Raw genomic sequence first — 21,196 nt, forward strand, 5'->3', positions numbered from 1 at the left:
CATGAGCATAGAGGAGAGTATAAAGAGGCACTCATTCTTCAGGGATATAGGGATAGGTATAGATTTGAGCAGTATAGCAAGGTATGCTCAACATACAACATTCGAAGCAGATAACTTCATATTCAGGGAGGGGGAGGATGCAGATGCATTCTACCTCATAACACATGGAAAGGTATCACTTGAGTTATCAACTGCACATAGGGGAAGGATAATCATACAGACTATAGATGAGGATGATGTACTTGGAATATCATGGCTCTTCCCCCCATACAAATGGCACTTCGATGCTAGAGCATTAACACTAACAAGGCTAATAAGGATAGATGCTGCTCAGGTGAGGAGGATGTGCGAGGAGGATAATGCATTTGGCTACAAGGTTATGAGCAAGCTTGCAAGTATAGTTATGAAGCGCCTTCAAGCAGTAAGATTACAGCTACTTGAGATAGAGGAGATGTGATATGTGTAGGGATGGGATGAACAGGTATGTTATAAATGTTGGTACAGGAATCACGTGGGAGGGAGAGAGGAAGGTAGAGAGGAATGGAGGAATGGTGAGTATGTAATATGATGATGCATGATAACTGTAACAGCATCATCAACCCTTATCTGCCTAGAATACACAAGGTTAAGAGGATCAAGAGGGAGACTCATGATACATTCACAATAGAGATATCTGCAGATGGCTTCAAGTTCATGCCAGGACAGTTCAATATGCTCTATGCATTCGTTGGTGAAGTACCAATATCAATAAGCAGTGATCCTGCAGATGGTAACGTTATAATGCATACAGTACGTAGGGTTGGGCATACAACATCTGCCCTCTGTAGCCTAAAGGCAGGGGATAGCATAGGGGTAAGAGGACCATTCGGTAACCCATGGCCTGTAAGGGAGCAGGAAGGTAACGATATAGTAGTTGTTGCTGGAGGATTAGGACTTGCACCACTGAGGCCCCTGATCTACCATCTGCTCTCAAACAGAGGAAGGTATGGAAGGGTATGCCTGCTCTATGGTGCTAAGACGCCTAGGGATATACTCTACAGGAACGAACTTGCAAGATGGCGGGCTAGGTTCGATATAGATGTGTATGTAACAGTTGATAGGGCAGATGAGAGATGGTATGGCAATGTTGGTGTTGTAACATCCCTCATACCTAGAGTACATGTGGATCCTCTACACTCATCAGCATTCATATGTGGGCCAGAGGTTATGATGCGTTTCACTGCAAGGGAACTGATCAATCTAGGTTTCAATGCTGAGAGGATATTCATATCAATGGAGAGGAATATGAAGTGTGCTCTAGGCATCTGTGGGCACTGCCAATTTGGACCTGAGTTCATATGCAAGGATGGACCAGTGTTAAGTTACAGTAGGATAGCAAGGTTATTAAGCATAAGGGAGGTGTAAGTAATGAGAAGGGGTAGCAACAGCAGTAGGAGGAAGAGGCCAAAGCTTGCAGTATGGAAGTTTGCATCATGTGATGGATGCCAGTTGAGCATCCTAGACCTTGAGGATGAGTTGCTTGAACTTGTTGATAGTGTAGAGGTAGCATACTTCCTTGAGGCATCAAAGGCAGTTATCAAAGGACCATATGATATCTCCCTTGTTGAAGGTTCTATAACAACTGCAGATGATGTAGAGAGGATAAGGAGGGTTAGGAGTGTATCAAGATACCTGATAAGCATAGGGGCGTGTGCAACATCAGGAGGCATACAGGCGTTGAGGAACTTCAAGGATGTAAAGGAGTTTACAAGCATAGTATATGCAAGGCCAGAGTACATAAGCACACTTGAGAGATCAACACCAATATCTGAGCATGTCAAGGTAGATCTTGAGTTGCATGGCTGTCCTGTAAACAAGTACCAGTTGCTTGAGGTGATATCATCATTGCTCAATGGAAAGAGGCCCAATATAAACTCCTACAGCGTTTGCATGGAGTGCAAGAGGGCAGGGAATGTATGTGTTATGGTTGCATATGGTATGCCATGCATGGGCCCTGTAACTAGGGCTGGATGCAATGCAATATGCCCATCATATAAGAGAGGATGCTACTCATGCTTTGGTCCAAGCGAGTCTGCAAACATAGGAGCGTTGAGCAAGAGGTTCAAGGATCTAGGGGTGGATGATGAATCTATAGTAAGGATGTTCAGGATGTTCAATGCCTATGCACAGGGATTCAGGGATGTAGAAGAGAAGGTGATGGGGGTGAACAGTAAGCAATGAGCAGGATGATGGGTAAGGATGATGATAATGGTGGGTATGAGGATAGAAGGTATGTGAAGGGTTTGCAAGGAAGAGAAGAAATAAGTGAAGAGAAGGATGATGATAATAATAGCAGTAAAGCTGATGATAAGAGTAGTGTAAGGAGGATTAAGGTTGATTACCTTGCTAGGGTTGAAGGCGAAGGTGCCATGTACATCAAGATCGTTAATGGCAAGGTTAGTGATGTAAAACTCAAGATATACGAGCCTCCTAGGTTCTTTGAAGCCTTTCTTAGGGGAAGGAAGTTCTACGAGGCACCAGATATAACTGCTAGGATATGTGGAATATGTCCAATAGCATACCAGATGAGTTCTTCATATGCTATGGAGTATGCTGCAAAGGTAAAGGTAGGAGGAATGATACGCCTGCTAAGGCGTCTAATCTACTGTGCAGAGTGGATAGAGAGCCATGCACTCCACCTCTTCATGCTCCATCTCCCAGACTTCCTTGGATATGATAGTGCTATAGCAATGGCAAAGGAGCATGGTCAGATGGTCAAGCAGGGACTGAAGGTAAAGAAGGTTGGGAACAGGATAATATCACTCATAGCAGGCAGGGAGGTTCATCCTATCAACGTAAGGGTTGGAGGGTTCTATAGGGCAGTAAGGGAGGATGAACTCTACCCTCTGATTGATGAACTTGAAAGGGCTAGGGATGCAATGGTTCAGACCATGGCTTTCCTCTCAAGGTTGGACTTCCCTGAGTTTGAGAGAGAGTATGAGTTTGTATCATTAAGGCATGAGGATGAGTATCCAATAATTGAAGGAAGGTTGGTGTCTAACAAGGGCTTAAGCATAGATATTGATGAGTTTGAGGACCATGTGGTTGAGGAGCAGGTTGAGTACTCTAACGCACTCCATGCAAGGCTTAAGGGTAGGGGGGCATACATGGTAGGCCCAATGGCTAGATATAACAACAACTATGATAGGCTTCATCCAATGGTTAAGAGTATTGCAAGGGAATCAGGGTTGGAGCATCCATGTACAAATCCATTCAAGAGCATACTGGTTAGAGGTGTAGAGATACTCTATGCTATAGTTGAGGCTATATCACTCATCAAGGCCTATAGGATGCCTGATGAGCCATTCGTAAATGTTGATCCAAGAGATGCAGTAGGATATGGGTGCACTGAAGCACCAAGGGGCATACTATACCATAGGTACAGTGTAGATGCAGATGGAATCATAGTTGATGCAAAGATAGTGCCTCCAACATCACAGAACCAGAAGGTGATAGAGGAGGATCTTTACCACTTTGCAAGTAAATATGCACAACTTCAAGATGATGAACTTGTATGGAGGTGTGAACAGGCGATACGCAACTACGATCCATGCATATCATGTGCAACACACTTCCTAAAGGCAAGAATAGAGAGGTTGTGAGTATGATATGGATGAGTTGATTGATGAGGTTTGATAGATATCCAGTACTAGAGAGGGTATAGTTGGTAAGTGGGTGGTAGAGGTGAATAAGATGAATATATAGATGGAGGGATGATGGGTGATGAATGAGAGAAAGAAGGGTGTGCTTGTAGTTGGTATAGGTAATGAGTATAGGCGGGATGATGGTATAGGTGTTGTTGTTGCTAGGCATCTGAAGAGCATGATTGAGAGTAAAGTTGATGTGGTAGAGGCTAGCGATGCATCAAGCCTAATAGATATGATGGAGTTGGGCTACAAGAAGATGGTAATAGTAGATGCTATACACTCAAACGTTGGAGGAGTAGTGTACAGGTTCAGGAAGGAGGAGATACTTAAGATGGGTCAGTATAAGCAGCAACAGCAATCATCTACTCATGCAATGGATGTGGCTGAGGCCATAAAGCTTGCTGTAGAGTTGGGCGTTGCGAAGGATATGGATGTGGTTATGTTTGGGGTAGAGGGCAATGACTTTGGGTTTGGAGAAGGGCTCTCCAAGGAGGTTATGGAGAGCGTTAATAGAGTTGTTGATGAGATCATCAAGGAGATAGGTGAGCATAATAATAATGCATGAACTTGCGCTCATCAAGGATATAATTACAAGGTTAGAGGCTATTGCTATTGAGAATAATGCTAGAAGGATAAGGAGTATAAGGTTGAGGTTTGGAGCACTGACCCATACACCTGCTGAGATATTCAAGGAGCAGTTCAGGATGATGGCTACTGCTGAAGGTAAGAGCATACTTGATGGCACAAAGATAGAGATAGAGGTTGCAGATGAGATAGATGATGATGCTCAAGACGTAATACTGGAGAGTGTAGAGTTGGAACAGTAGTAATGAGATACTGTAAATCAACACTCTATAATTAAAGTGAGAGATAATGTGCTATGCTAGAGGCTAATGAAGGAAGGGGATAGCAATGGTAAGAAGAGAAGGATGGTGATGAAGAGAATGCAGTAGTAGTAGCAAGCATTACCCCTACTTACAAGCATCATACTAGCAGTGACAGCAGTAGTGTTATCCTATTTATGTAGTATATGCTCAAGCAGCAGAGTGCAATGGGCATACAATAGAGCAAGTTAGTGATGCTCAGATTGTAGTTGATGCTATGGATAACAATGGAGAGAGCATTACATTAGATGGCAAGAGTTATACAGTGATGATTGTTATATCTTCTCCATGCTAAGGCACTGCTGGTAATGACTTTCGATAACCATAAGTAATTTACAGAATGTCTAGAATAACCCTGTATATTCCATCAAGCATAACCAATATCTGAATTGGTATAGAATTGAATAGACGTAGTATCCTCACATGCTTTATCTAACATCTCCAACGATCAGCAAGTCATTCTTACCCAGCCTACTGCTATCTATGATGAACATACCAATAGTTGAGTGGTTAAGATACTCTGACTAAGTCTAGGACTACCATCTTAAATCAGGCTTATTAAGTGATACTCTATTATGTTATTGAACGTTTGATTTGTTGCATATTACCTTCTTGGTTAATTATAATGGTGCCCACCTTACCTTAACTCCTTCTTGCCATCTACATCTATTGCTAGATATACACATCTTTATCTTTAACCTTAAGCTTTGTTGTCTCATCTATAACAGCAATACACCTTCTATCTATACTTACGCTCATCCATTAGCAAACTTTGGTTGATGATACCTTGATAGCATGATCATTACATAGACTTGCTTATAGGTTCAATAGCAAGGGTTAGAGCATAAGAAACCTTCCTACAACTACCAAGATGTATACTAGTACTGCTAGAACCTTCACTCCTTGTTATATGCTTAAAGCAACTAGATATCAACTCTACTACTCATAAAGGTGAATAGAACAGATTTTAAAGCAGTCCTCATCCTTATCTGGACACTCGTTTAGATGTGTAGAAAGATTTTTTATACCCTTTGGCAAGTAACAAGCCATGTCTGTAGAGCAGAAGGGCGAGGATATAAAGGGCGAGAAATGGGGTATAGCCCATATATACAGTAGTTTCAACAACACAATAGTGCATATAACAGATCTTAGTGGAGCAGAGACTATAGCTATAAGCTCTGGAGGGAGGCATGTAACTGCAGATAGGTATGAGTCCTCACCATATGCAGCAATGAAGTCAGCAATGGCAGTTGCAGAGATAGCAAAGAGTAGAGGGATAACTGGTCTGCATATAAAGGTTAGAGCAGTTGGTGGTGTAGGACCAAGGATCCCTGGACCTGGGGCTCAAGCAGCGATAAGAACGCTAGCAAGGGCAGGGTTCAAGATAGGCAGAATAGAGGATGTTACACCAATACCACATGACTCAACTAGGAAGCCTGGAGGAAGGAGAGGTAGAAGGGTCTAACCTCTCATGATAAACCTTATCTTCTCATCATCCTTGCTTATATACAAATCTTCTAACTATTATAAATGAGAGAGATGCTACCAAGGCACCAGTTATGTATGGTAGTACAGCTCTAACGTACTGCTCCCCTTGCTCCTGTGCTTCTCTTTGTAACTTCTCTCCTGCTGGCTCACTTGTTATACCTGCTATCTCCCCTGACTTTGCACTTGCCTGCTCTTGTCCTTGCTCCTGCCTAACAGTAGAGCGCATGCTCTCTTCTCCTCCCTTTCCACCTACACCCCCTTCTCTCTCCCCTTCACCTGTTCCTGCTAACCCCTCTCCTCTCTCTACCTGCATCCCTGCAGATAACATGTTAAGTATAAGCACTGTTGCAACTGCAAGGGCTGGTGCAGAGCCCCATACTATGAATATGCTCTTCACACTCATAATTCAACACCCAAAGATATAACGCTATAGATTAGAACAGTTAGAACACTAGAACGGTCTCCTCCTCCATAACCTTATAGTCTCAAACCAGAACGCTATACTTGCAATTATTGCAAAGATAAGTGCATGTATGTTGAGCGAAGAGTAGTTTACAATAAGATAGGTTATTAGTAGGGTTGTGAAGAAGATTGCAAAGAATGTTAGTCTAGGTATGGTATAGCCTAGGATGCTAACGAATGACTCTAATATGCTTATCTCAGCCTTCTTTACTATGTAGTATCTGCCATACTCATCCTTTGCTATAAGGTTTATATCCATGAGTTTATCTAGATGGTAGCTTGCTACGCTTGGGCTTGAGAAGTTAAGATCCCTCTGTATCTCCCTTACACCTACTGGCTCATCCCTCTTGAGTAGATAGAGGTATACTTGGAGTGTCTTACCCTTCAACACATTCTCTACAGCATCGTCATACATCTAACTTGTCTAACAGGATAGAGGATATTAGTTTAGTGTTGTTAGTATGACTTTATAGTATTTAATCAATGGTTAACAAACAAAGAACTGCTCATTCATCATCACTCTTCTTGAACTTCTCTGCAAGAGATATGAACCTACCATCCTTCTCTATCACTATCCTGCTATCCAACCTCACATTCAAGCCTACTGATCTAAGTATGGCTAGGAGATCTGCACCAGTTATCATCCCCTTCACCTCACCACTCTTGATCAGGCTTGCAAACTTTGGGATTATGAATGCCATCTCCCTAGGATACTGATGCTCTGCAGCCTCAAGCACCTCCTCCCCCCTATCTGTAAGATGCTCCAGCAGTATCTCCCTATCGCTCTTCTGCCTCTGCTCAAGCATCCTCCTCTTCATATCAAGCAGTTTCTTCACCATTATTATCTGCTCTGCAGGATCATAGTGTTCACTGCTGCTGGTATCCTTATCACTAGCATGGTTACTGCTATGGCTCATCCCTTTATAACACCTATTGGGACTAGCCTAGCAACCTTGGTTGCTATCCCAACGCTATGGCTTACATCTGCTACAGCATCAACATCCTTGTATGCCTCTGGCGTCTCCTCTACAACACCCTCTCTTGTCAGTGCCTTTATGTATATACCTCTACTCTCTAGCCTCTTCTGAACCTCCTGTGCAGTGTATGAGCGCTTTGCTGCTGCCCTGCTCATAGTCCTCCCTGCACCATGTGCTGTAGAGCCGAATGTAAGCTCCATTGCCTTTGGGCTCCCAAGGAGTATCCAACTAGCAGTGCCCATAGATCCTGGGATGAGCACTGGCTGGCCTATCGCTCTATACTTCGCTGGTATCTCTTCCCTACCTGCAGGGAATGCCCTTGTTGCACCCTTCCTATGCACAACAACCCTCTTGAGCGAACCATCAACCTTATGCTCCTCAACCTTGGCTATGTTGTGTGCAACATCATACACAAGGTGCATGTTAAGATCATTCTCGCTAGCATTGAATACCTTCTCGAATGCCTTCCTTGTCCAGTGTGTTATCATCTGCCTATTACTCCATGCAAAGTTGAGTGCAGAGTACATTGCCTTCCTGTATGCTTCACCCTCCTCTGAGTTGTTAGGTACACATGCCAGTTCTCTATCTGGTAGCGTTATCCCATACTTCTTTAATGCTACCTCTGAGACCCTAAGATAATCACTACATATCTGATGCCCTAACCCCCTTGAGCCACAGTGTATTAGCACTGTTATCTGCCCTTCCTGCTCTATACCCATAGCCTTTGCTGCCTCCTTATCATATATCCTATCAACCTTCTGAACCTCAAGGAAGTGATTCCCAGAGCCTAGAGTACCAAGTTGTGGTGCACCTCTCTTCCTTGCCATGTTAGATACCTTGCTTGGATCTGCACCCCTCATCTTGCCATTCTCCTCACACACATCTGCATCCTCACTCCATCCATAACCATTCCTTATAGCCCAGTACACACCCTCTGTAAGCACCTCATCAAGTTCAGAACTACTCAACTTCACAACCCCTTCACTACCAACCCCAGATGGTACTGCCCTGAACAACTCATTAACCAACTCCCTTAACCTTGGTCTAACATCCTCTTCCCTAAGATCTGTCCTTATAAGCCTCACTCCACAGTTTATATCATAGCCTACTCCTCCAGGGCTTATGACACCATCATCAAGGCTCATGGCAGCTACTCCTCCAACAGGGAAGCCATAACCCTCATGCCCATCTGGTAGCACTACAACATGCTTCTGTACACCTGGAAGGGTAGCAACGTTCATAGCCTGCTGTATAGTTCTATCGCTAAGCATCTTGCTGAGCAGTTGCTCATTTGCATATATGGTCACTGGCACCCTCATACCTTTGCTTGCTATAGGATCTATCCTATACTCAACATCACTTACCCTCTTTATGTAATCGCTCATCATACCACTTCCTTGCTATGATCAAAGATAATTTAAATTAAACTATGAAGAGCAGGATAACATGCCTATACTGCCTATAGATGCTGGAAGATACGGAAGTAGAGAGGTGAAGAGTATATTTGAGGAGGAGCAGGTGCTCAGATATGCTCTAGAGTTTGAGGCATGCGTTGCTGAAGCACAAGCAATGCTAGGGATAATACCTAAGGATGCTGGAGCAGAGATAGCAAGGAAGGCAAGGTCTGGCATGGTTAGGCTTGAACGTGTTAAGGAGTTGGAAGCAGTAAGGGAGCATGATGTTGCTGCTATGGTTGAGGCGCTGGTAGAGGTATGTGATGAAGTAGCAAAGCCATGGGTGCACTATGGGCTTACAAGTTACGATGTGGTTGATAGCAGGATAGCAATGCAGTTGAGGGATGCTCTAGCAGTGATAGAGAGGAAGATGAAGAGGCTAGCACTGCTCCTAGCAGAGAAGGCGTTGGCATACAAGGATACCCCAGCAGTAGGAAGGACTCATGGTCAGCATGCAAGCATAATCTCCTTTGGACTCAAGTTTGCTGTATGGGCATCTGATATGCTGGTGCATATAAAGGGTATGGAGGAGGTTAAGAGCAGGGCACTTGTATGCAAGACTTTAGGGGTTGTTGGTACAGGATCGCTCATGGGTGATAAGGCAGTTGATGTTCAGAGCATAGTTGCTGAGAGGCTCAGCCTTAAGCCTGTGGATGCTGCAACACAGGTAGTATCAAGGGAGAGGCTTGCAGAGTTCATTGCAAGGTTAACGCTCATAGCATGCACGCTAGAGAAGATTGCAGTTGAGGTTAGAAACCTGCAGAGGACAGAGATAGGTGAGGTTATGGAGCCATTCAAGGAGGGGCAGATGGGTAGTAGTGCTGTGCCAGTTAAGAGGAATCCAATAAAGAGTGAGAGGATATCAAGCATAGCAAAGATGTTGCGTAGTATGTTGATAGTTGCACTTGAGAATATAGCGTTATGGCATGAAAGGGATCTTAGCAACTCAGCCAATGAACGCTTCATAATACCTATGAGCATCATCCTGCTAGATGAGATGCTTGAGAGCATGATAAGCGTGATCTCTGGCTTGGTAGTCAAGGTGGATAGGATAAAGAGTAACCTGAATTCAAGTAAGGGGCAGATATTTGCAGAGTTTGTGCTGGATGCGCTTATAAGGAAGGGTATGGATAGGATAAGAGCATACTCTATAGTACAGAGCATAGCATTCAGTGCAGAGATGAGGGGTGTTGAGTTTAGGGATGCGTTGAAGGATGATGCTAGAGTTACAGCGCTACTCTCTGAAGAGGAGATAGACTCTCTATTCGATGCGGGGAAGCATCTAGCCTCATCATCAAGGATAATAGAGGGTGTAGCAAGTAACGTATATGCTGTATGCAAGGATATGACTACTTCATGAATATGGCTAGTAATGCCATAGGTACTGAGATTACTACTAGGATGATCACTATCCCAGTTAATGCTTGCTCATTAACGCTAACGCCCCATATTGGTAGCACTGGGATGGGGAATAGTGCTATGAACCATAGAAGTGCAAGTGCTGCTAGCCTCTTCCACCTCTTCCTAACAACCTGCATATGTACACTTTACATCAAAGTGATTTTAACCTTTCCTATGCCAATCTTGACTATATGCCTTGATAATTTATTATGAAAATCAGATGGAATATTGTTACATTTATAAGATGATTCATACAATAGTCTACTCATGTATAGTGGGGAGCTTGAACTACAGGCTAAGAGGAAGGCACTTGCAGTACTTCAGGATGAGATAGGCAAGCTCCTTAATGCTGGTAGATCACTTCTAGCAATATACACCATGGTACTTAATGGCAATTATGATGGTGTACGTGCAAACCTAGAGAGGATAAAGACTGCTGAGGATGAGATAGAGAATCTAAGGAGGAAGATAACCATGGATATAAGTGAGATAGGCTCTCTCATGGTGAATAGGGAAGAGTTACTCAGAACCATATACCTCATGGATGAGATAGCAGGGCATATGAGTGGAATAGCGTTCAGGCTATCAGCACTAAGACCAGATATATTCAAGAACATAGATGGCGAGGTGCAATCACTCCTTGATCTTGTGCTTGATGAACTCTTCAAGTTGAACGAGATGGCTAGAGCATTAAGTATGAACCCTCTAACCATAATAGAGATAGGCCCAACAGTGCAGAGGCTTGAGAAGCAGATAGATGATAGGTATAGGGCGCTCGTTGTGAAGGGCTTGAGCAGTGTTACAGATACAAGGGACCTTATACTGCTCAAGGATGTCCTTGATGGGGTTGAAGGCATGGCAGATAAGTGCTTAGAGGCATCTGATCACATGACAATACTAGCATTAAACATGTAGTCTAGCAGATAGTGTAGTTGGTATTGCATAGACCATGGTAGAGAGCATAAAAGGTGAGTTGATAGAGAATAGGATAGTTGTATGGGACCTAGAGCACTCTAGGGCTCTCTTTAAGGAAGGGTTCTATGGCAAGCCCCTTGGCATACCAAAACCAAAGGATGCGGAGTTCGATGCACCACTCATCCTTGACCTCATAGAGGGTTACTATCTAGCAAAGAAGGGAAGGTTAGAGATCTATAAGCGTGATGGAGCAGACTCAACAGATATGAGGGTTAAGATTGAGCCTCTCTCGATGAAGGAGATGGCCTCTATATGCAGGAAGGAGTACGCTAGGTTCGATAGCAAGTATATGGTATTCAAGGAGTTGAGGGATAAAGGCTATGTTGTAACACCTGGAATAAAGTTTGGCTGTGACTTTGCTGTATATGAGCATGGTCCAGGGATAGATCATGCACCGTACCTTGTGCAGGTTGTTGGTCCAGGGGATCTATTAACAGCAACCATGATAGTGCTATCTGGTAGGCTAGCAACTACTGTAAGGAAGCAGTTCATACTTGCAGTTGTAAGTGTCAAGGAGAAGAGGGTTGAGTTCCTAGCATTTGACTGGTGGAGGGCTTAAATATAATCTATTTCAGATAAATCACTCACTCAAACTCCTTCATGATGCTCCTCACATACCCTGCTATTATATTGTAAGCCTCTATAGCCTCCTTGCTCAAATGCCTTGTAATATCACTCTCCATCTTGAACCTAGTATATATCCTTACAGCATTCTCAACTGGATCTATGAATATATCATCCTCATCCTTTAGCACTGATAGAAGCAAGTGCTTTAGCCTTGAATCGTTGTTCAACCTTTCAACTATCTTGCCTCCCTCCCACCACACATCCTCAACACTCTTCTTTATCACCCCTTTAACCCTCTTCCTTGTCCTAGCCAGCAGCAGTTCTTCAAACATCTTTCCATCCCCCTTTACCACGAAGTGTATCTGGTAGAATGGCAGTGCCCCATACGTATGAAGTCTAGGACTGTTGTTATCCTCCATAGCCATCTCAACCTCTAACGAGTAGGTTTATGCAGTCAAAGTTCATGCCATTAACCTTTATACAGCATACACTTGTAACTACCCTTGGGCTTGATGCAAAGTAGTAACTATAGTATGATCCTTCCTCTATCTCTTTATCGCTAACAATGTAAGCATCCAAGCCTAGCCTCCTTAGATGGTTCAGTAGTATAATCCTTATATCTGACTCTAGATACTCCTCTTCACCTTCACCTTTATGCTCATGCTCATCACCCCCATCAACCCTTTTTGCATCTCGCCTATGTGAGGTATCCATAACTCCATGATCAGTTCCTTTACCCTTCACACCTACACCTATAAACCAACATAAAATAAAGATTTTGTAGATTATTAACCTCTACCTTATCCTCATGAAGATATCAACTATTAAGTCTCTTGAATCTACCCATAAGTACGCCAATACCAGTTATTGTTGCCAGTGTAACCACTACACTCATTGGGAACTCTGGTATAACACCCACTGCCATTATCTTGCTTACATTATCCTTCAACTGCTCTATCTTTGCCTTCACCTCTTCTACAGACTTGGCACCATCTATAAGTCCTATAAGGTCATAGAACATCGCCTCAGTATCTCTCATCAGACTTGGATCTACAGTATCTATAGATGACTTTAATGGCTCAAAATTCTCTTTATATGCCTTAATAACTAACTCCTTTGCCTTCTCATAGTTTGCTAGAGCCTCTGAGTACTCTCCTTCCTCTTCCTCTTCGAACTTGCCTGCCTGATAACTCTTCAATGCTAGATCTAGTAGTTCTCTAACCCTTCTGATATCTGGAGCGTTCTGCTCTCCCTTTAGTGTTAATCCATTCAGTTTATCAGTTATTGAGTTTATAATAGAACCTATCCTCTCTGAACTTATCTTATCCTTCATACCTTTAATCAGCTCATGTAGGCTGGACTCTATAGCGCTGCTCAGATCAACATCTAGTCTATTCTTCAACATTACAGGGAATAGATCCTCCACCATCATGCTTGTGAAACCTATGGAATCCTGCCATTCTATAATATTAGATACTTCTCCCTCAACTTCAACACCCTCACTATACTCTTCATATGCATCCTCTAGAACGTCAAGCATAACAGTAGCCCAGAATCTAATATCACTTCTCTTCTCCTCAGGCAGTATATTATTGTTGAGTATAACATTATTCAGTAGACTATGTATATGAGTTACCGTGCTCTTAAGCTCTTCACTACTCATATTAGGTACATTTGATGGTAACGATTCAAGTTCACTTCCTATCTTCTCTGCAAGATCTTGATCTGCATCTGCTATATCATCCCTTATGAGCATGAAGAGTTCTGATGCTGGATGACCTGCATGCGCTATTGCAAGCTCATCATTACCATTACTCTTATTCTCTCTAGCCTGTTCAAGATGCCCCAATATCTTTATGACTGTAGATGTTAGATGAACATGCTTATCCTCAACTACCGTAGCATATACATTATGTGGTAGAGTGTATGTGAAGAGTAGTATCAGCATTATACCAACCATCCACATTAGTCTCACCTAATTAGGCTAACCTAATTAGCATTTAAACATTGCTACAGATGGAGTTTGTCAATATACCAATCTTAAGTGAAATTGTACAATAATGCAATATAAGCAATTAACTATCTTCCGTTAGATAGTATGTGTAGGTTTATCTTGATAGCCTCTCCTCATATCTCAGCTCAGCAAAAGATTTAAGCATGGAGAGCCAATAGTATGCGATGATGAGGAATTATTATGTACGCATGCTGATCTGGATGGCAGTTAGTGCTGCAGTTAGTTTTATACTGATAAGGTTGTTTGGGCTCATAATAGGGCTTGTACTATCCTTTGCAATATTCATACTACTGAACATACTGGTGAATAGAAGGATGCTAAACTATGGTAGAGGCTCTTTCAGTGTTGGCATAACCTATAGATGTATAAACTGTGGGTACAGGTTCAAGGGTGGCTCATGCCCAAGATGCGGCTCCAAGATGAAACAGGCAGAGTTCTGAGGGGAAGAGAGGAAGAGAAATAAATAATTAATTTTAAATACCTTGTCAAGAGTACAATGGATATGAGCATACAAGAGATGCGTGTAAAGATATTTGAGGAGTTGAGCAAGATAGTAGATCCAGAGATAAACGTATCTATAATGGAGTTACAACTGGTAGATAATGTTGAGATCAAGGATGGAAATGTTAAGGTTGAACTACACCTTACAAGCCCATTCTGCCCTGCTGTATTTGGATTCAAGATTGCTCAAGATATAAGGGATAACCTGAAGAGGATAGAGGGTGTTAAGGATGTGAAGGTTTTGGTTAGCAACCACTTCATGGCAGAGGTAATAAACAAACAGGTTAATGAAGGCTCTAGCAGTAGTAGCACTTACAAGTAAGAGATAGATGAATGGATAGATGATGGATGAGTGAATAGATAGATATAGATTTTACTTTGGTTCTCTTCTATACAGCTCTGCTACAACCTTGCTATCCCTGTTCATGCCAAGAAGGTATGCTCTGAGCAACTGTATCCCTAGAGCAGGGTCAACACCCTTTGGGCATACCATGCTGCATGAACCAGCAAAGTGGCATCTCCATACCCCATGCCTATCATCAACAATCCTTAACCTCTCATCAGTAGCCTTATCCCTGCTATCTATAAGGTATCTATACATTTGTGCCAATGCTTGAGGGCCAGGGAACCTTCGATCTGTAGCAACTGTAGGGCATGCTGCATAGCATAGCCCACACTTTATACAGTATGAGAACTGAAGGTACTTCTCAACCTCATCAGGCTTCTGGATGAACTCTCTGCCATCTATGTTCTCTGCTGCCTCATTTATTATGTAAGGCTTCATGCTCTTATGCTTTGCAAAGAATGCTGCAAAGTCTGCTGCTAGATCCCTTATTATTGGGAAGTTTGGCAATGGTCTACAGGTTACAACATCGCTACCCAACTCGTATACCTTTGTGTAACATGCAAGCCTTGGTATACCATTTATAAGCATGCCACAAGAGCCGCATGATGCCATCCTGCATGAGTATCTCAACGCTATGCTATGATCCTTATGAGCCTTTATGTACAGTAGAGCATCGAGCACAGTAGTCCATCTCTCAGCCTCAACCTCAAACTCATCGTACCTTGCATCTGCATCATGTGCTGGATTGTACCTGAATACCCTTATCTTAACCCTCTTTACCATGATGTTCACCTACATACCATACCATGCCATATTCTACCTACGTCATCATGCTTGCAAGGAGTATGGTTCTTGTTCCATATGCTATTACTGCTACTGCACCAGCAATACAGAGCCATTTAACAGCACTCTCCCATCCATCTCCTTGCCTCAACTCAAGCAGTATAACCCTAAGTCCATTGAACCCATGTATAGCAACAGTAACAAGTATCAGTTCTAGGACTAGTGAGTATGAGATGTTCTTGTAGTTTGCTATAACATTCTCATACTCTAAACTAGCACTGTAACCCTCTGGCACAGTTAGTCTGAAGAGTATGTGTATTGCTACAAGGACTATAGCTGCAAGGCCAGTGTAGTAGTGAATCTTCATTATACTGCTCTCCCTAATCATATGGCTCACCTCCTCCATCATACCTCTCCAAAGAGCACATAAGCCCCATACATCATTGCTAGGGCAGCAAGTGCTACGCTTACCCATATGCATGCCTTCATTCCAAGCCCTAGGGATGTTGGCTTGTATGGGTACTCTGGCCTACCTGGTCTCCCAATTCCCTTGCCATGCTCAGCGATGTAAAGCCTAACACCATTTGCAGCATGGAATACACACATACCTATAACCACCATAAGCACTATATGCCCCTCAGTTGTCTGGGTAACGGCAAGCATCTTCTCCCATGCATTCTTCCCATAAACTATGTTGCTGGTCTCTATAACATGTGCTATGAAGTAGACTAGAAGCCCCAAGCCTGTAAGCCTTTGGAGCCAGTATGCGAACCTATTAGCCCCATACCTTGTCGGGTTCAGCCAGCCCTTTATACCCTCCCTATTCTCCTTCATATGCAAGAGAGGGCTACACCTGCATATATATGAGTAACTGAGCTTCAGTTGCTAATAGTGCTAGTTACTGTTTATTAAGGCATCATATGAATAGTGCATGATACTGGTACTACTAGTACTTCCTCTCTGCAGGTTGATACCTAGTTATCCTTACAGGCAGATATGTTATCTGAGGCCCATCCTCACCATAGTAGGCTAGTGTATGCTTGAGGAAGTTAATATCATCCCTCTTTGGATAATCAAGCCTTGCATGTGCACCCCTAGACTCTAGCCTTCTATATGCACCAACAAGGACAACCTCACACACCCTTAGCATGGAATCTAACTCTAGAACGTGTATGAAGTTAGTATTGTACTCCTTAGCCTTGTCATCAACATGCCTCCATGCCTTCTCCCTTAATGCTCTAACCTTCCTTATACCCTCTGCTAGGGACTCTCCAGTTCTAAACACATATGCATGCTCATCCATAACCTTGGTTAATGCCTCCCTTATCTCATATGGATTCTCATCACCAGAGCCGTGGAAGATGCCATCGTATATCCTCTTCTCCTCACTTGCAATAGCATCCTTTGGTATGCTGTTATCAGCACTCCTACTGCTTATCAACCTAAGAGCATGCTTTGCTGCCAACTCTCCTGTTATCCTGCCCCATACAAGACACTCAGCAGTTGAGTTTGCCCCTAGCCTATTTGCACCATTTATGCTTACACATGCTGCCTCCCCTGCTGAGTACAACCCTTCCATCTCAGTCTTCCCATCTATATCAACATGTATCCCTCCCATCATGTAGTGGCATACTGGCCTTATAGGTATAGGCTCATCTATTGGGTCTACACCAGCAAATTTGATGGCTATCTCCCTTATCCCTGCCAACCTCTCCTTTATCTTCTCCTCCCCTAGGTGCCTTAGATCTAGTAGCACATAGTCCATACCAGTATCCTCATCCCTGTAACCTCTACCCTCATTTATCTCAGTTATTATTGCCCTTGAGACAACATCCCTACTTGCTAATTCAAGCTTGTTTGGGGCATACTTCTTCATGAACCTCTCACCATCCTTGTTTATAAGGTAGCCCCCCTCCCCCCTTGCCCCCTCAGTTATTAGTATGCCAGAGGGTATTATCCCAGTAGGATGGAACTGAACAAACTCCATATCCTTCAACGCTAGCCCTGCCCTATATGCTAGATCTATCCCATCGGGTGTTGATGATAGTGCATAGGTAGCAAAGGAGTATATCCTCCCTGCACCTCCAGTTGCTATTATCCCTGCTCTACCTTTGAATGCTGTAAAGTTCCCACTTGCAATCTCTATGGCTGTGAAGCCCTTGAATGTATGGTTCTCATGCAGGATGGAGGTTACGAACCATTCGTTGTAGAAGTGTATGTTATCATACTTCAATGCTGTATCATACAAGGTCTGCATCTCGTAGAACCCAACCTTATCCTGAGCAAACGTTGCCCTAGGGTAGTTGTAGCCTCCAAACCACCTCTGTGCTATCCTACCATCCTCCCTCCTAGACCATGGCATCCCCCAGTGCTCCAACTGGTATACCTCTTGTGGTATTATGCTAACGAACCTCTCAACCGCATCCTGATCTGCAAGGTAATCGCTCCCCTTTATAGTATCATATATATGGGATTCTAGGTTATCGCCCTCCTCAGGGTAGAGTACTGCTGCTGTGCCCCCTTCTGCTGAGACAGAATGGGAGCGCATGACCTGCACCTTTGAGATCACTGCTATGCTTATATCCTTACTAGTCCTTGCTGCCTCTATCGCTGCCCTAAGCCCTGCCAACCCTGAGCCCACTATTATAACATCGTGATCTATTACCTCTACCAAATCGATCAAGTAGGTGAAGACCCTCAACTATATATTATGTTTGCTTGCATCTTCTGCTGTGTTTGATATGCTAGAGCAAAAGGATAGTGGGTATGAGCATGAAGATGAGCAACAGCAGGAGCAGATGCTTATAAAGAGGTTTGAGGAGCTGGTAGCAAAGTATGGTAAGAGCGAGAACCTTAAGATGTTCATATACTTCCATAAGCCTGGCTCTAGTGTTAAGCATCCCCCAGATGTTACAGATAACATAATATATGTTCTGGATGGGAAGAGGGTTAAGGTTAGGTGCAGGTGTGGAGCATCGCTAGACCTCACAGATTACAGTAAGATGGATAAGGTTGATTGATGATAACACCATGTTTAATTATTCATACATCATTATATATATGATCGAGTATAGATGCTCAAGGTATCACTAGGAGGAATGTTAGTAGGATAAGCATGTTTGCTAGAGTTACAAGGGAGCCTATCTTGAAGAACTCTAAGAATGTGAACCCATCCTTCCTTGCTGCTTCAAGTATGATGAGGTTACTTGCTGCTCCAAGTATGGTAAGGTTCCCTGCAAGAGTACTTGCGCCAGCAAGCGTAACCCATGCCTTGATATCATCGCTTGAGAAGCCCTGCTCATGCATAACGTTCAGGTAGAATGCTACAAAGGGTACATTGCTCATGAACTGGCTCAGGAATGTGCTTGTAGATACTATGGCAAGTATGGTTGATGGGCTTGTTGGTTCACTAGCATCACTATCAAGCTGGAGGGGGGAGAGCATGTCTGCGATCATTGCTATTATACCTGCCTTTGAAAGTGCATCCATGAATACAAACATAGTAATGAAGAGCACTATTATGCCCCAGTTCATATGCTTAAGTATAGCAACCCTATCCCTTGAGTATGCCAGCATGAACAGTCCTCCAACCAATGCTATATGACTCATATCAAGCATAGGTTCAAGACCTATTGCTCTTGCTATACTTACCATGAAGAATCCAAGTATCACAGCAGAGACTACAAAGATGCTGATCTTTGCCATCCTAGGCTCATAAATTATGCTCTTCGATGGATCATGATCATCATTATAAAGAGTGATATTAACACTCATATCCTTAAGATTATTCCTGTAATACCATCTTAGCAGATAGTACGTTACAATGTAGTTTGTTATGGTAGGTAATGCTAGATACTTAATAAACTCTAGCATAGGAGCCTTCATACCACTCTCAACGGATATTAGGAAGTTCTGGGGATTTCCTATAGGTGTCATTGCACTCCCTATAGTTACAGCAAATGCCAATACAATGAGAAGTGGTTTAGGATTTATGCCAAACCTTGACATACCCACTAGTATAGGGGTTGCAACCAATGCTATTGTATCATTCATAAGGAAGGCTGAGAGGGTGCCCATAACAACAAGGATGAAGAACAATAGCCTATCCATGCTCCTTGTACGCTTGAGTATGCTTACAGTTATATGCTGTATAATCCCTGCCCTCTCAAGCACTGCTACGATCATGAACATGCCCAGAAGGAAGATTATAACATCCATCTTAACTGCTTTATAAGCCTGCTCTATGCTTATGGTCTGTGTGGCAAGCATCACTAGAGCACCTATTAGCATTGGTATCCATACAGGGATGCTGAACCTTCCTACCCTCCTTACTGCTATCAACCCATAGACAAGTAGAAATGTTAACAGTGCATATATTGCAGTCATAGATTGGGTCTACTAGCGTCTTCTATAGAGGAGGATCTAGTTAGTAATAAATGTTGTTAAGTTTAAGAGTTACATCATACTACTCTCTTATATGGATGCGAAGAGTAAGGTAAGGGATATCATAGCAAGGGAGGTTGGTAGTAAGAGTATAGATACTAAAGTTGAGTGCTTTGCCTGCCATGTTATGTATACCGTTATGCGTGAGTGCAACATGGATGAGGCTACAGCAGATCTGCTCTCACAGGTGCTTAGTGAAGATTCAGCATTGAATGAGAGGTTCATACAGGCTATAGAGTATCTGCATCTGTACTCAAGGGCTAGAGCACTATGGTTCTACAGCAAGGATAGGGTGGAGAAGGATGCTTATCTTGCAATGCATGTAAGGAATGCTATAGCAGAGATTGAGCATGAGGCTAGGGAGTATGGTAATGACACTGTGCTTAGAAGGTTACTGCTCTCATACCTCTCAACGTATATTGCTCAGGTAATAGGCATGGATCTACATGCTAGCACTGAAGAGTTATACTACATGCTGAGGAAGAATGGTGAATTGGAGGAAGAAATAAAGAGGATTCTTAGAAAAATAATAACAAATGAGTGAAGTGAATTGATTAATCCCTCTTACTTCTAAGTACCTTGTAGCCTGCGAATGTTGCTATTCCTGCACCTGTAACTGCTACTGCTCCTATTATGCTCTCAGGTACAACCATGAATGGTAGAACTATATCATCCCGGAAGAAGGCTGTACCAAAGCTAGTTACTATTGCACCATAGACAACCCATGTGCTTCCAGGAGCCTCATTGGTATCACAGCCATCATTTGCAATATTCCAAGTTAGAGCAGCATCAGTAGGATAGACCTTTGTTAGTGTTAGTGTTGTTGGACCAGTACCTGATAATGGACTTAATATTGTACATACATCACCATCAGGCTCATATACATTCAGATATAGCAACTGAACAGATGCTCCAGGAGGCAATGTTATAGTCAGGGTTATAGTTGTTGTACCTCCAGGGGCTGGTATGGGTGCTGGATTTACTTGATAACTTACACCGTATGTCTGTGCATGGACCTGTTGGAATGGCATGTTGAAGAGCATTGCTGCAACGCCCAACACTGCTATTACTCCTATTACACTACTGCCCTTCTTCCTATCCATATACATCGCTTCTATATATTCCTCATACTATTATATAAATACATATGGAAGATAGTTCTATAATATGAGTTATAGAAGATCTATAGAGGCAAAGATATAATTTTTTATCCAT

At 42.9% G+C, this 21,196-nt stretch carries 28 protein-coding genes; 14 read left to right on the forward strand and 14 right to left on the reverse strand.

Features of this window, described 5'->3' with window-relative positions; genetic code table 11:
* Position 1: 1 nt before the first annotated feature.
* The 7 genes from CRG89_RS06390 (at position 2) to CRG89_RS06420 (ending at position 6,035) form a co-directional block, all read left to right on the forward strand.
* Entirely contained in the window at positions 2–457 is a 456-nt protein-coding gene (locus CRG89_RS06390; protein ID WP_103287454.1) for a cyclic nucleotide-binding domain-containing protein, read from the forward strand.
* A 107-nt stretch (positions 458–564) separates the two neighbouring features.
* Positions 565–1,404: an FAD/NAD(P)-binding protein gene (locus CRG89_RS06395; RefSeq protein ID WP_103287455.1), complete on the forward strand. Its 840-nt coding sequence runs from the start codon at positions 565–567 to the stop codon at positions 1,402–1,404.
* 3 nt (positions 1,405–1,407) lie between these two features.
* Positions 1,408–2,220: an NADH-quinone oxidoreductase subunit B family protein gene (locus tag CRG89_RS06400; protein WP_103287456.1), complete on the forward strand. Its 813-nt coding sequence runs from the start codon at positions 1,408–1,410 to the stop codon at positions 2,218–2,220.
* 188 nt (positions 2,221–2,408) lie between these two features.
* Entirely contained in the window at positions 2,409–3,641 is a 1,233-nt protein-coding gene (locus CRG89_RS06405) for a Ni/Fe hydrogenase subunit alpha (protein WP_342747490.1), read from the forward strand.
* A gap of 121 nt (positions 3,642–3,762) precedes the next feature.
* Positions 3,763–4,251 carry a hydrogenase maturation protease gene (locus tag CRG89_RS06410; protein ID WP_103287457.1) on the forward strand — a complete coding sequence of 163 codons (489 nt, stop codon included), beginning with the start codon at positions 3,763–3,765 and terminating at the stop codon, positions 4,249–4,251.
* Positions 4,229–4,513 carry a hydrogenase/urease maturation nickel metallochaperone HypA gene (locus CRG89_RS06415; protein WP_103287458.1) on the forward strand — a complete coding sequence of 95 codons (285 nt, stop codon included), beginning with the start codon at positions 4,229–4,231 and terminating at the stop codon, positions 4,511–4,513. The genes CRG89_RS06410 and CRG89_RS06415 overlap by 23 nt, the downstream gene beginning before the upstream one ends.
* A 1,105-nt stretch (positions 4,514–5,618) precedes the next feature.
* Positions 5,619–6,035 (forward strand): 30S ribosomal protein S11, encoded by a 417-nt coding sequence (locus CRG89_RS06420; protein ID WP_103287459.1) that lies wholly within the window; start codon positions 5,619–5,621, stop codon positions 6,033–6,035.
* 27 nt (positions 6,036–6,062) lie between these two features.
* Here the strand turns inward: CRG89_RS06420 and CRG89_RS06425 are convergent, their stop codons facing one another.
* The 4 genes from CRG89_RS06425 to CRG89_RS06440 all read right to left on the reverse strand — a co-directional run bounded on the left by CRG89_RS06425 (position 6,063) and on the right by CRG89_RS06440 (position 8,882).
* On the reverse strand, positions 6,063–6,461 hold the full coding sequence (locus CRG89_RS06425) for a hypothetical protein (protein ID WP_103287460.1): 399 nt from the start codon (positions 6,459–6,461) through the stop codon (positions 6,063–6,065).
* 48 nt (positions 6,462–6,509) lie between these two features.
* Entirely contained in the window at positions 6,510–6,935 is a 426-nt protein-coding gene (locus tag CRG89_RS06430) for a hypothetical protein (RefSeq protein WP_103287461.1), read from the reverse strand.
* Positions 6,936–7,026: 91 nt separating this feature from the next.
* On the reverse strand, positions 7,027–7,437 hold the full coding sequence (locus CRG89_RS06435) for a double-stranded DNA-binding protein (protein ID WP_103287462.1): 411 nt from the start codon (positions 7,435–7,437) through the stop codon (positions 7,027–7,029).
* Positions 7,434–8,882, reverse strand: a complete 1,449-nt coding sequence (locus CRG89_RS06440) for an RtcB family protein (RefSeq protein ID WP_103287961.1) — start codon at positions 8,880–8,882, stop codon at positions 7,434–7,436. The genes CRG89_RS06435 and CRG89_RS06440 overlap by 4 nt, the downstream gene beginning before the upstream one ends.
* Positions 8,883–8,943: 61 nt before the next feature.
* On the opposite strand from CRG89_RS06440, the gene purB reads away from it, so the two are divergent.
* Positions 8,944–10,311 carry an adenylosuccinate lyase gene (purB, locus tag CRG89_RS06445; RefSeq protein ID WP_103287463.1) on the forward strand — a complete coding sequence of 456 codons (1,368 nt, stop codon included), beginning with the start codon at positions 8,944–8,946 and terminating at the stop codon, positions 10,309–10,311.
* Here the strand turns inward: purB and CRG89_RS06450 are convergent.
* A complete protein-coding gene (locus CRG89_RS06450; RefSeq protein ID WP_103287464.1) occupies positions 10,301–10,489 on the reverse strand; it encodes a hypothetical protein in 189 nt (62 codons plus the stop codon). The two genes, purB and CRG89_RS06450, sit on opposite strands and share 11 nt — an antisense overlap.
* A gap of 130 nt (positions 10,490–10,619) precedes the next feature.
* Between CRG89_RS06450 and CRG89_RS06455 the strand changes: the two genes are divergently transcribed.
* Positions 10,620–11,267 (forward strand): DUF47 domain-containing protein, encoded by a 648-nt coding sequence (locus CRG89_RS06455; RefSeq protein ID WP_103287465.1) that lies wholly within the window; start codon positions 10,620–10,622, stop codon positions 11,265–11,267.
* 46 nt (positions 11,268–11,313) lie between these two features.
* Positions 11,314–11,886: a tRNA-intron lyase gene (gene endA / locus CRG89_RS06460; RefSeq protein ID WP_103287962.1), complete on the forward strand. Its 573-nt coding sequence runs from the start codon at positions 11,314–11,316 to the stop codon at positions 11,884–11,886.
* 25 nt (positions 11,887–11,911) lie between these two features.
* Here the strand turns inward: endA and CRG89_RS06465 are convergent, their stop codons facing one another.
* The 3 genes from CRG89_RS06465 to CRG89_RS06475 form a co-directional block, all read right to left on the reverse strand.
* Positions 11,912–12,319, reverse strand: coding sequence for a hypothetical protein (locus CRG89_RS06465; RefSeq protein ID WP_103287466.1), 408 nt, complete (start codon positions 12,317–12,319; stop codon positions 11,912–11,914).
* 1 nt (position 12,320) lies between these two features.
* A complete protein-coding gene (locus tag CRG89_RS06470) occupies positions 12,321–12,638 on the reverse strand; it encodes a hypothetical protein (protein ID WP_103287467.1) in 318 nt (105 codons plus the stop codon).
* Between the two features lie 73 nt (positions 12,639–12,711).
* Positions 12,712–13,860, reverse strand: a complete 1,149-nt coding sequence (locus CRG89_RS06475; protein WP_103287468.1) for a hypothetical protein — start codon at positions 13,858–13,860, stop codon at positions 12,712–12,714.
* 212 nt (positions 13,861–14,072) lie between these two features.
* Between CRG89_RS06475 and CRG89_RS06480 the strand changes: the two genes are divergently transcribed.
* Together CRG89_RS06480 and CRG89_RS06485 are read left to right on the forward strand one after the other, a co-directional pair.
* A complete protein-coding gene (locus CRG89_RS06480) occupies positions 14,073–14,348 on the forward strand; it encodes a hypothetical protein (protein ID WP_148695136.1) in 276 nt (91 codons plus the stop codon).
* A gap of 56 nt (positions 14,349–14,404) precedes the next feature.
* Positions 14,405–14,731 (forward strand): metal-sulfur cluster assembly factor, encoded by a 327-nt coding sequence (locus tag CRG89_RS06485; RefSeq protein WP_103287470.1) that lies wholly within the window; start codon positions 14,405–14,407, stop codon positions 14,729–14,731.
* 51 nt (positions 14,732–14,782) lie between these two features.
* Here CRG89_RS06485 and CRG89_RS06490 read toward each other — a convergent pair whose 3' ends face one another.
* The 4 genes from CRG89_RS06490 to CRG89_RS06505 all read right to left on the reverse strand — a co-directional run bounded on the left by CRG89_RS06490 (position 14,783) and on the right by CRG89_RS06505 (position 18,212).
* Positions 14,783–15,538 carry a succinate dehydrogenase/fumarate reductase iron-sulfur subunit gene (locus CRG89_RS06490; RefSeq protein WP_103287471.1) on the reverse strand — a complete coding sequence of 252 codons (756 nt, stop codon included), beginning with the start codon at positions 15,536–15,538 and terminating at the stop codon, positions 14,783–14,785.
* A 37-nt stretch (positions 15,539–15,575) separates the two neighbouring features.
* Entirely contained in the window at positions 15,576–15,923 is a 348-nt protein-coding gene (locus tag CRG89_RS06495) for a succinate dehydrogenase (RefSeq protein WP_103287963.1), read from the reverse strand.
* A gap of 20 nt (positions 15,924–15,943) precedes the next feature.
* Positions 15,944–16,372 (reverse strand): succinate dehydrogenase/fumarate reductase transmembrane subunit, encoded by a 429-nt coding sequence (locus tag CRG89_RS06500; RefSeq protein ID WP_197706699.1) that lies wholly within the window; start codon positions 16,370–16,372, stop codon positions 15,944–15,946.
* A 112-nt stretch (positions 16,373–16,484) separates the two neighbouring features.
* Complete coding sequence (locus tag CRG89_RS06505) at positions 16,485–18,212, reverse strand: succinate dehydrogenase/fumarate reductase flavoprotein subunit (protein WP_103287473.1); 1,728 nt, start codon at positions 18,210–18,212, stop codon at positions 16,485–16,487.
* A gap of 58 nt (positions 18,213–18,270) precedes the next feature.
* Here CRG89_RS06505 and CRG89_RS06510 point away from each other — a divergent pair, with 58 nt between their 5' ends.
* Entirely contained in the window at positions 18,271–18,558 is a 288-nt protein-coding gene (locus CRG89_RS06510) for a hypothetical protein (RefSeq protein WP_148695135.1), read from the forward strand.
* Between the two features lie 58 nt (positions 18,559–18,616).
* Here the strand turns inward: CRG89_RS06510 and CRG89_RS06515 are convergent, their stop codons facing one another.
* Positions 18,617–19,924, reverse strand: coding sequence for an ArsB/NhaD family transporter (locus CRG89_RS06515; protein ID WP_103287475.1), 1,308 nt, complete (start codon positions 19,922–19,924; stop codon positions 18,617–18,619).
* A gap of 91 nt (positions 19,925–20,015) precedes the next feature.
* Here CRG89_RS06515 and CRG89_RS06520 point away from each other — a divergent pair, with 91 nt between their 5' ends.
* Complete coding sequence (locus tag CRG89_RS06520; protein ID WP_103287476.1) at positions 20,016–20,525, forward strand: hypothetical protein; 510 nt, start codon at positions 20,016–20,018, stop codon at positions 20,523–20,525.
* A 10-nt stretch (positions 20,526–20,535) separates the two neighbouring features.
* On the opposite strand, the gene CRG89_RS06525 is transcribed toward CRG89_RS06520, so the two are convergent.
* Positions 20,536–21,090 (reverse strand): hypothetical protein, encoded by a 555-nt coding sequence (locus CRG89_RS06525; RefSeq protein ID WP_103287477.1) that lies wholly within the window; start codon positions 21,088–21,090, stop codon positions 20,536–20,538.
* Positions 21,091–21,196 lie beyond the last annotated feature (106 nt).

The organism is Candidatus Nitrosocaldus islandicus (assembly GCF_002906215.1).
GTDB classification, from domain to species: domain Archaea; phylum Thermoproteota; class Nitrososphaeria; order Nitrososphaerales; family Nitrosocaldaceae; genus Nitrosocaldus; species Nitrosocaldus cavascurensis.

Excerpts from the sequence above, each read along its gene's own strand:
- CRG89_RS06390 (WP_103287454.1), top strand. The coding sequence starts at position 2 with ATGAGCATAGAGGAGAGTATAAAGAGGCACTCATTCTTCAGGGATATA.
- CRG89_RS06395 (WP_103287455.1), top strand. The coding sequence starts at position 565 with ATGATGATGCATGATAACTGTAACAGCATCATCAACCCTTATCTGCCT.
- CRG89_RS06400 (WP_103287456.1), top strand. The coding sequence starts at position 1,408 with ATGAGAAGGGGTAGCAACAGCAGTAGGAGGAAGAGGCCAAAGCTTGCA.
- CRG89_RS06405 (WP_342747490.1), top strand. The coding sequence starts at position 2,409 with ATGTACATCAAGATCGTTAATGGCAAGGTTAGTGATGTAAAACTCAAG.
- CRG89_RS06410 (WP_103287457.1), top strand. The coding sequence starts at position 3,763 with ATGAATGAGAGAAAGAAGGGTGTGCTTGTAGTTGGTATAGGTAATGAG.
- CRG89_RS06420 (WP_103287459.1), top strand. The coding sequence starts at position 5,619 with ATGTCTGTAGAGCAGAAGGGCGAGGATATAAAGGGCGAGAAATGGGGT.
- CRG89_RS06425 (WP_103287460.1), bottom strand. The coding sequence starts at position 6,461 with ATGAGTGTGAAGAGCATATTCATAGTATGGGGCTCTGCACCAGCCCTT.
- CRG89_RS06430 (WP_103287461.1), bottom strand. The coding sequence starts at position 6,935 with ATGTATGACGATGCTGTAGAGAATGTGTTGAAGGGTAAGACACTCCAA.
- CRG89_RS06435 (WP_103287462.1), bottom strand. The coding sequence starts at position 7,437 with ATGAGCCATAGCAGTAACCATGCTAGTGATAAGGATACCAGCAGCAGT.
- CRG89_RS06440 (WP_103287961.1), bottom strand. The coding sequence starts at position 8,882 with ATGAGCGATTACATAAAGAGGGTAAGTGATGTTGAGTATAGGATAGAT.
- purB (WP_103287463.1), top strand. The coding sequence starts at position 8,944 with ATGCCTATACTGCCTATAGATGCTGGAAGATACGGAAGTAGAGAGGTG.
- CRG89_RS06450 (WP_103287464.1), bottom strand. The coding sequence starts at position 10,489 with ATGCAGGTTGTTAGGAAGAGGTGGAAGAGGCTAGCAGCACTTGCACTT.
- CRG89_RS06455 (WP_103287465.1), top strand. The coding sequence starts at position 10,620 with ATGTATAGTGGGGAGCTTGAACTACAGGCTAAGAGGAAGGCACTTGCA.
- CRG89_RS06465 (WP_103287466.1), bottom strand. The coding sequence starts at position 12,319 with ATGGCTATGGAGGATAACAACAGTCCTAGACTTCATACGTATGGGGCA.
- CRG89_RS06475 (WP_103287468.1), bottom strand. The coding sequence starts at position 13,860 with ATGTGGATGGTTGGTATAATGCTGATACTACTCTTCACATACACTCTA.
- CRG89_RS06480 (WP_148695136.1), top strand. The coding sequence starts at position 14,073 with ATGATGAGGAATTATTATGTACGCATGCTGATCTGGATGGCAGTTAGT.
- CRG89_RS06485 (WP_103287470.1), top strand. The coding sequence starts at position 14,405 with ATGGATATGAGCATACAAGAGATGCGTGTAAAGATATTTGAGGAGTTG.
- CRG89_RS06490 (WP_103287471.1), bottom strand. The coding sequence starts at position 15,538 with ATGGTAAAGAGGGTTAAGATAAGGGTATTCAGGTACAATCCAGCACAT.
- CRG89_RS06500 (WP_197706699.1), bottom strand. The coding sequence starts at position 16,372 with ATGAAGGAGAATAGGGAGGGTATAAAGGGCTGGCTGAACCCGACAAGG.
- CRG89_RS06515 (WP_103287475.1), bottom strand. The coding sequence starts at position 19,924 with ATGACTGCAATATATGCACTGTTAACATTTCTACTTGTCTATGGGTTG.
- CRG89_RS06520 (WP_103287476.1), top strand. The coding sequence starts at position 20,016 with ATGGATGCGAAGAGTAAGGTAAGGGATATCATAGCAAGGGAGGTTGGT.
- CRG89_RS06525 (WP_103287477.1), bottom strand. The coding sequence starts at position 21,090 with ATGTATATGGATAGGAAGAAGGGCAGTAGTGTAATAGGAGTAATAGCA.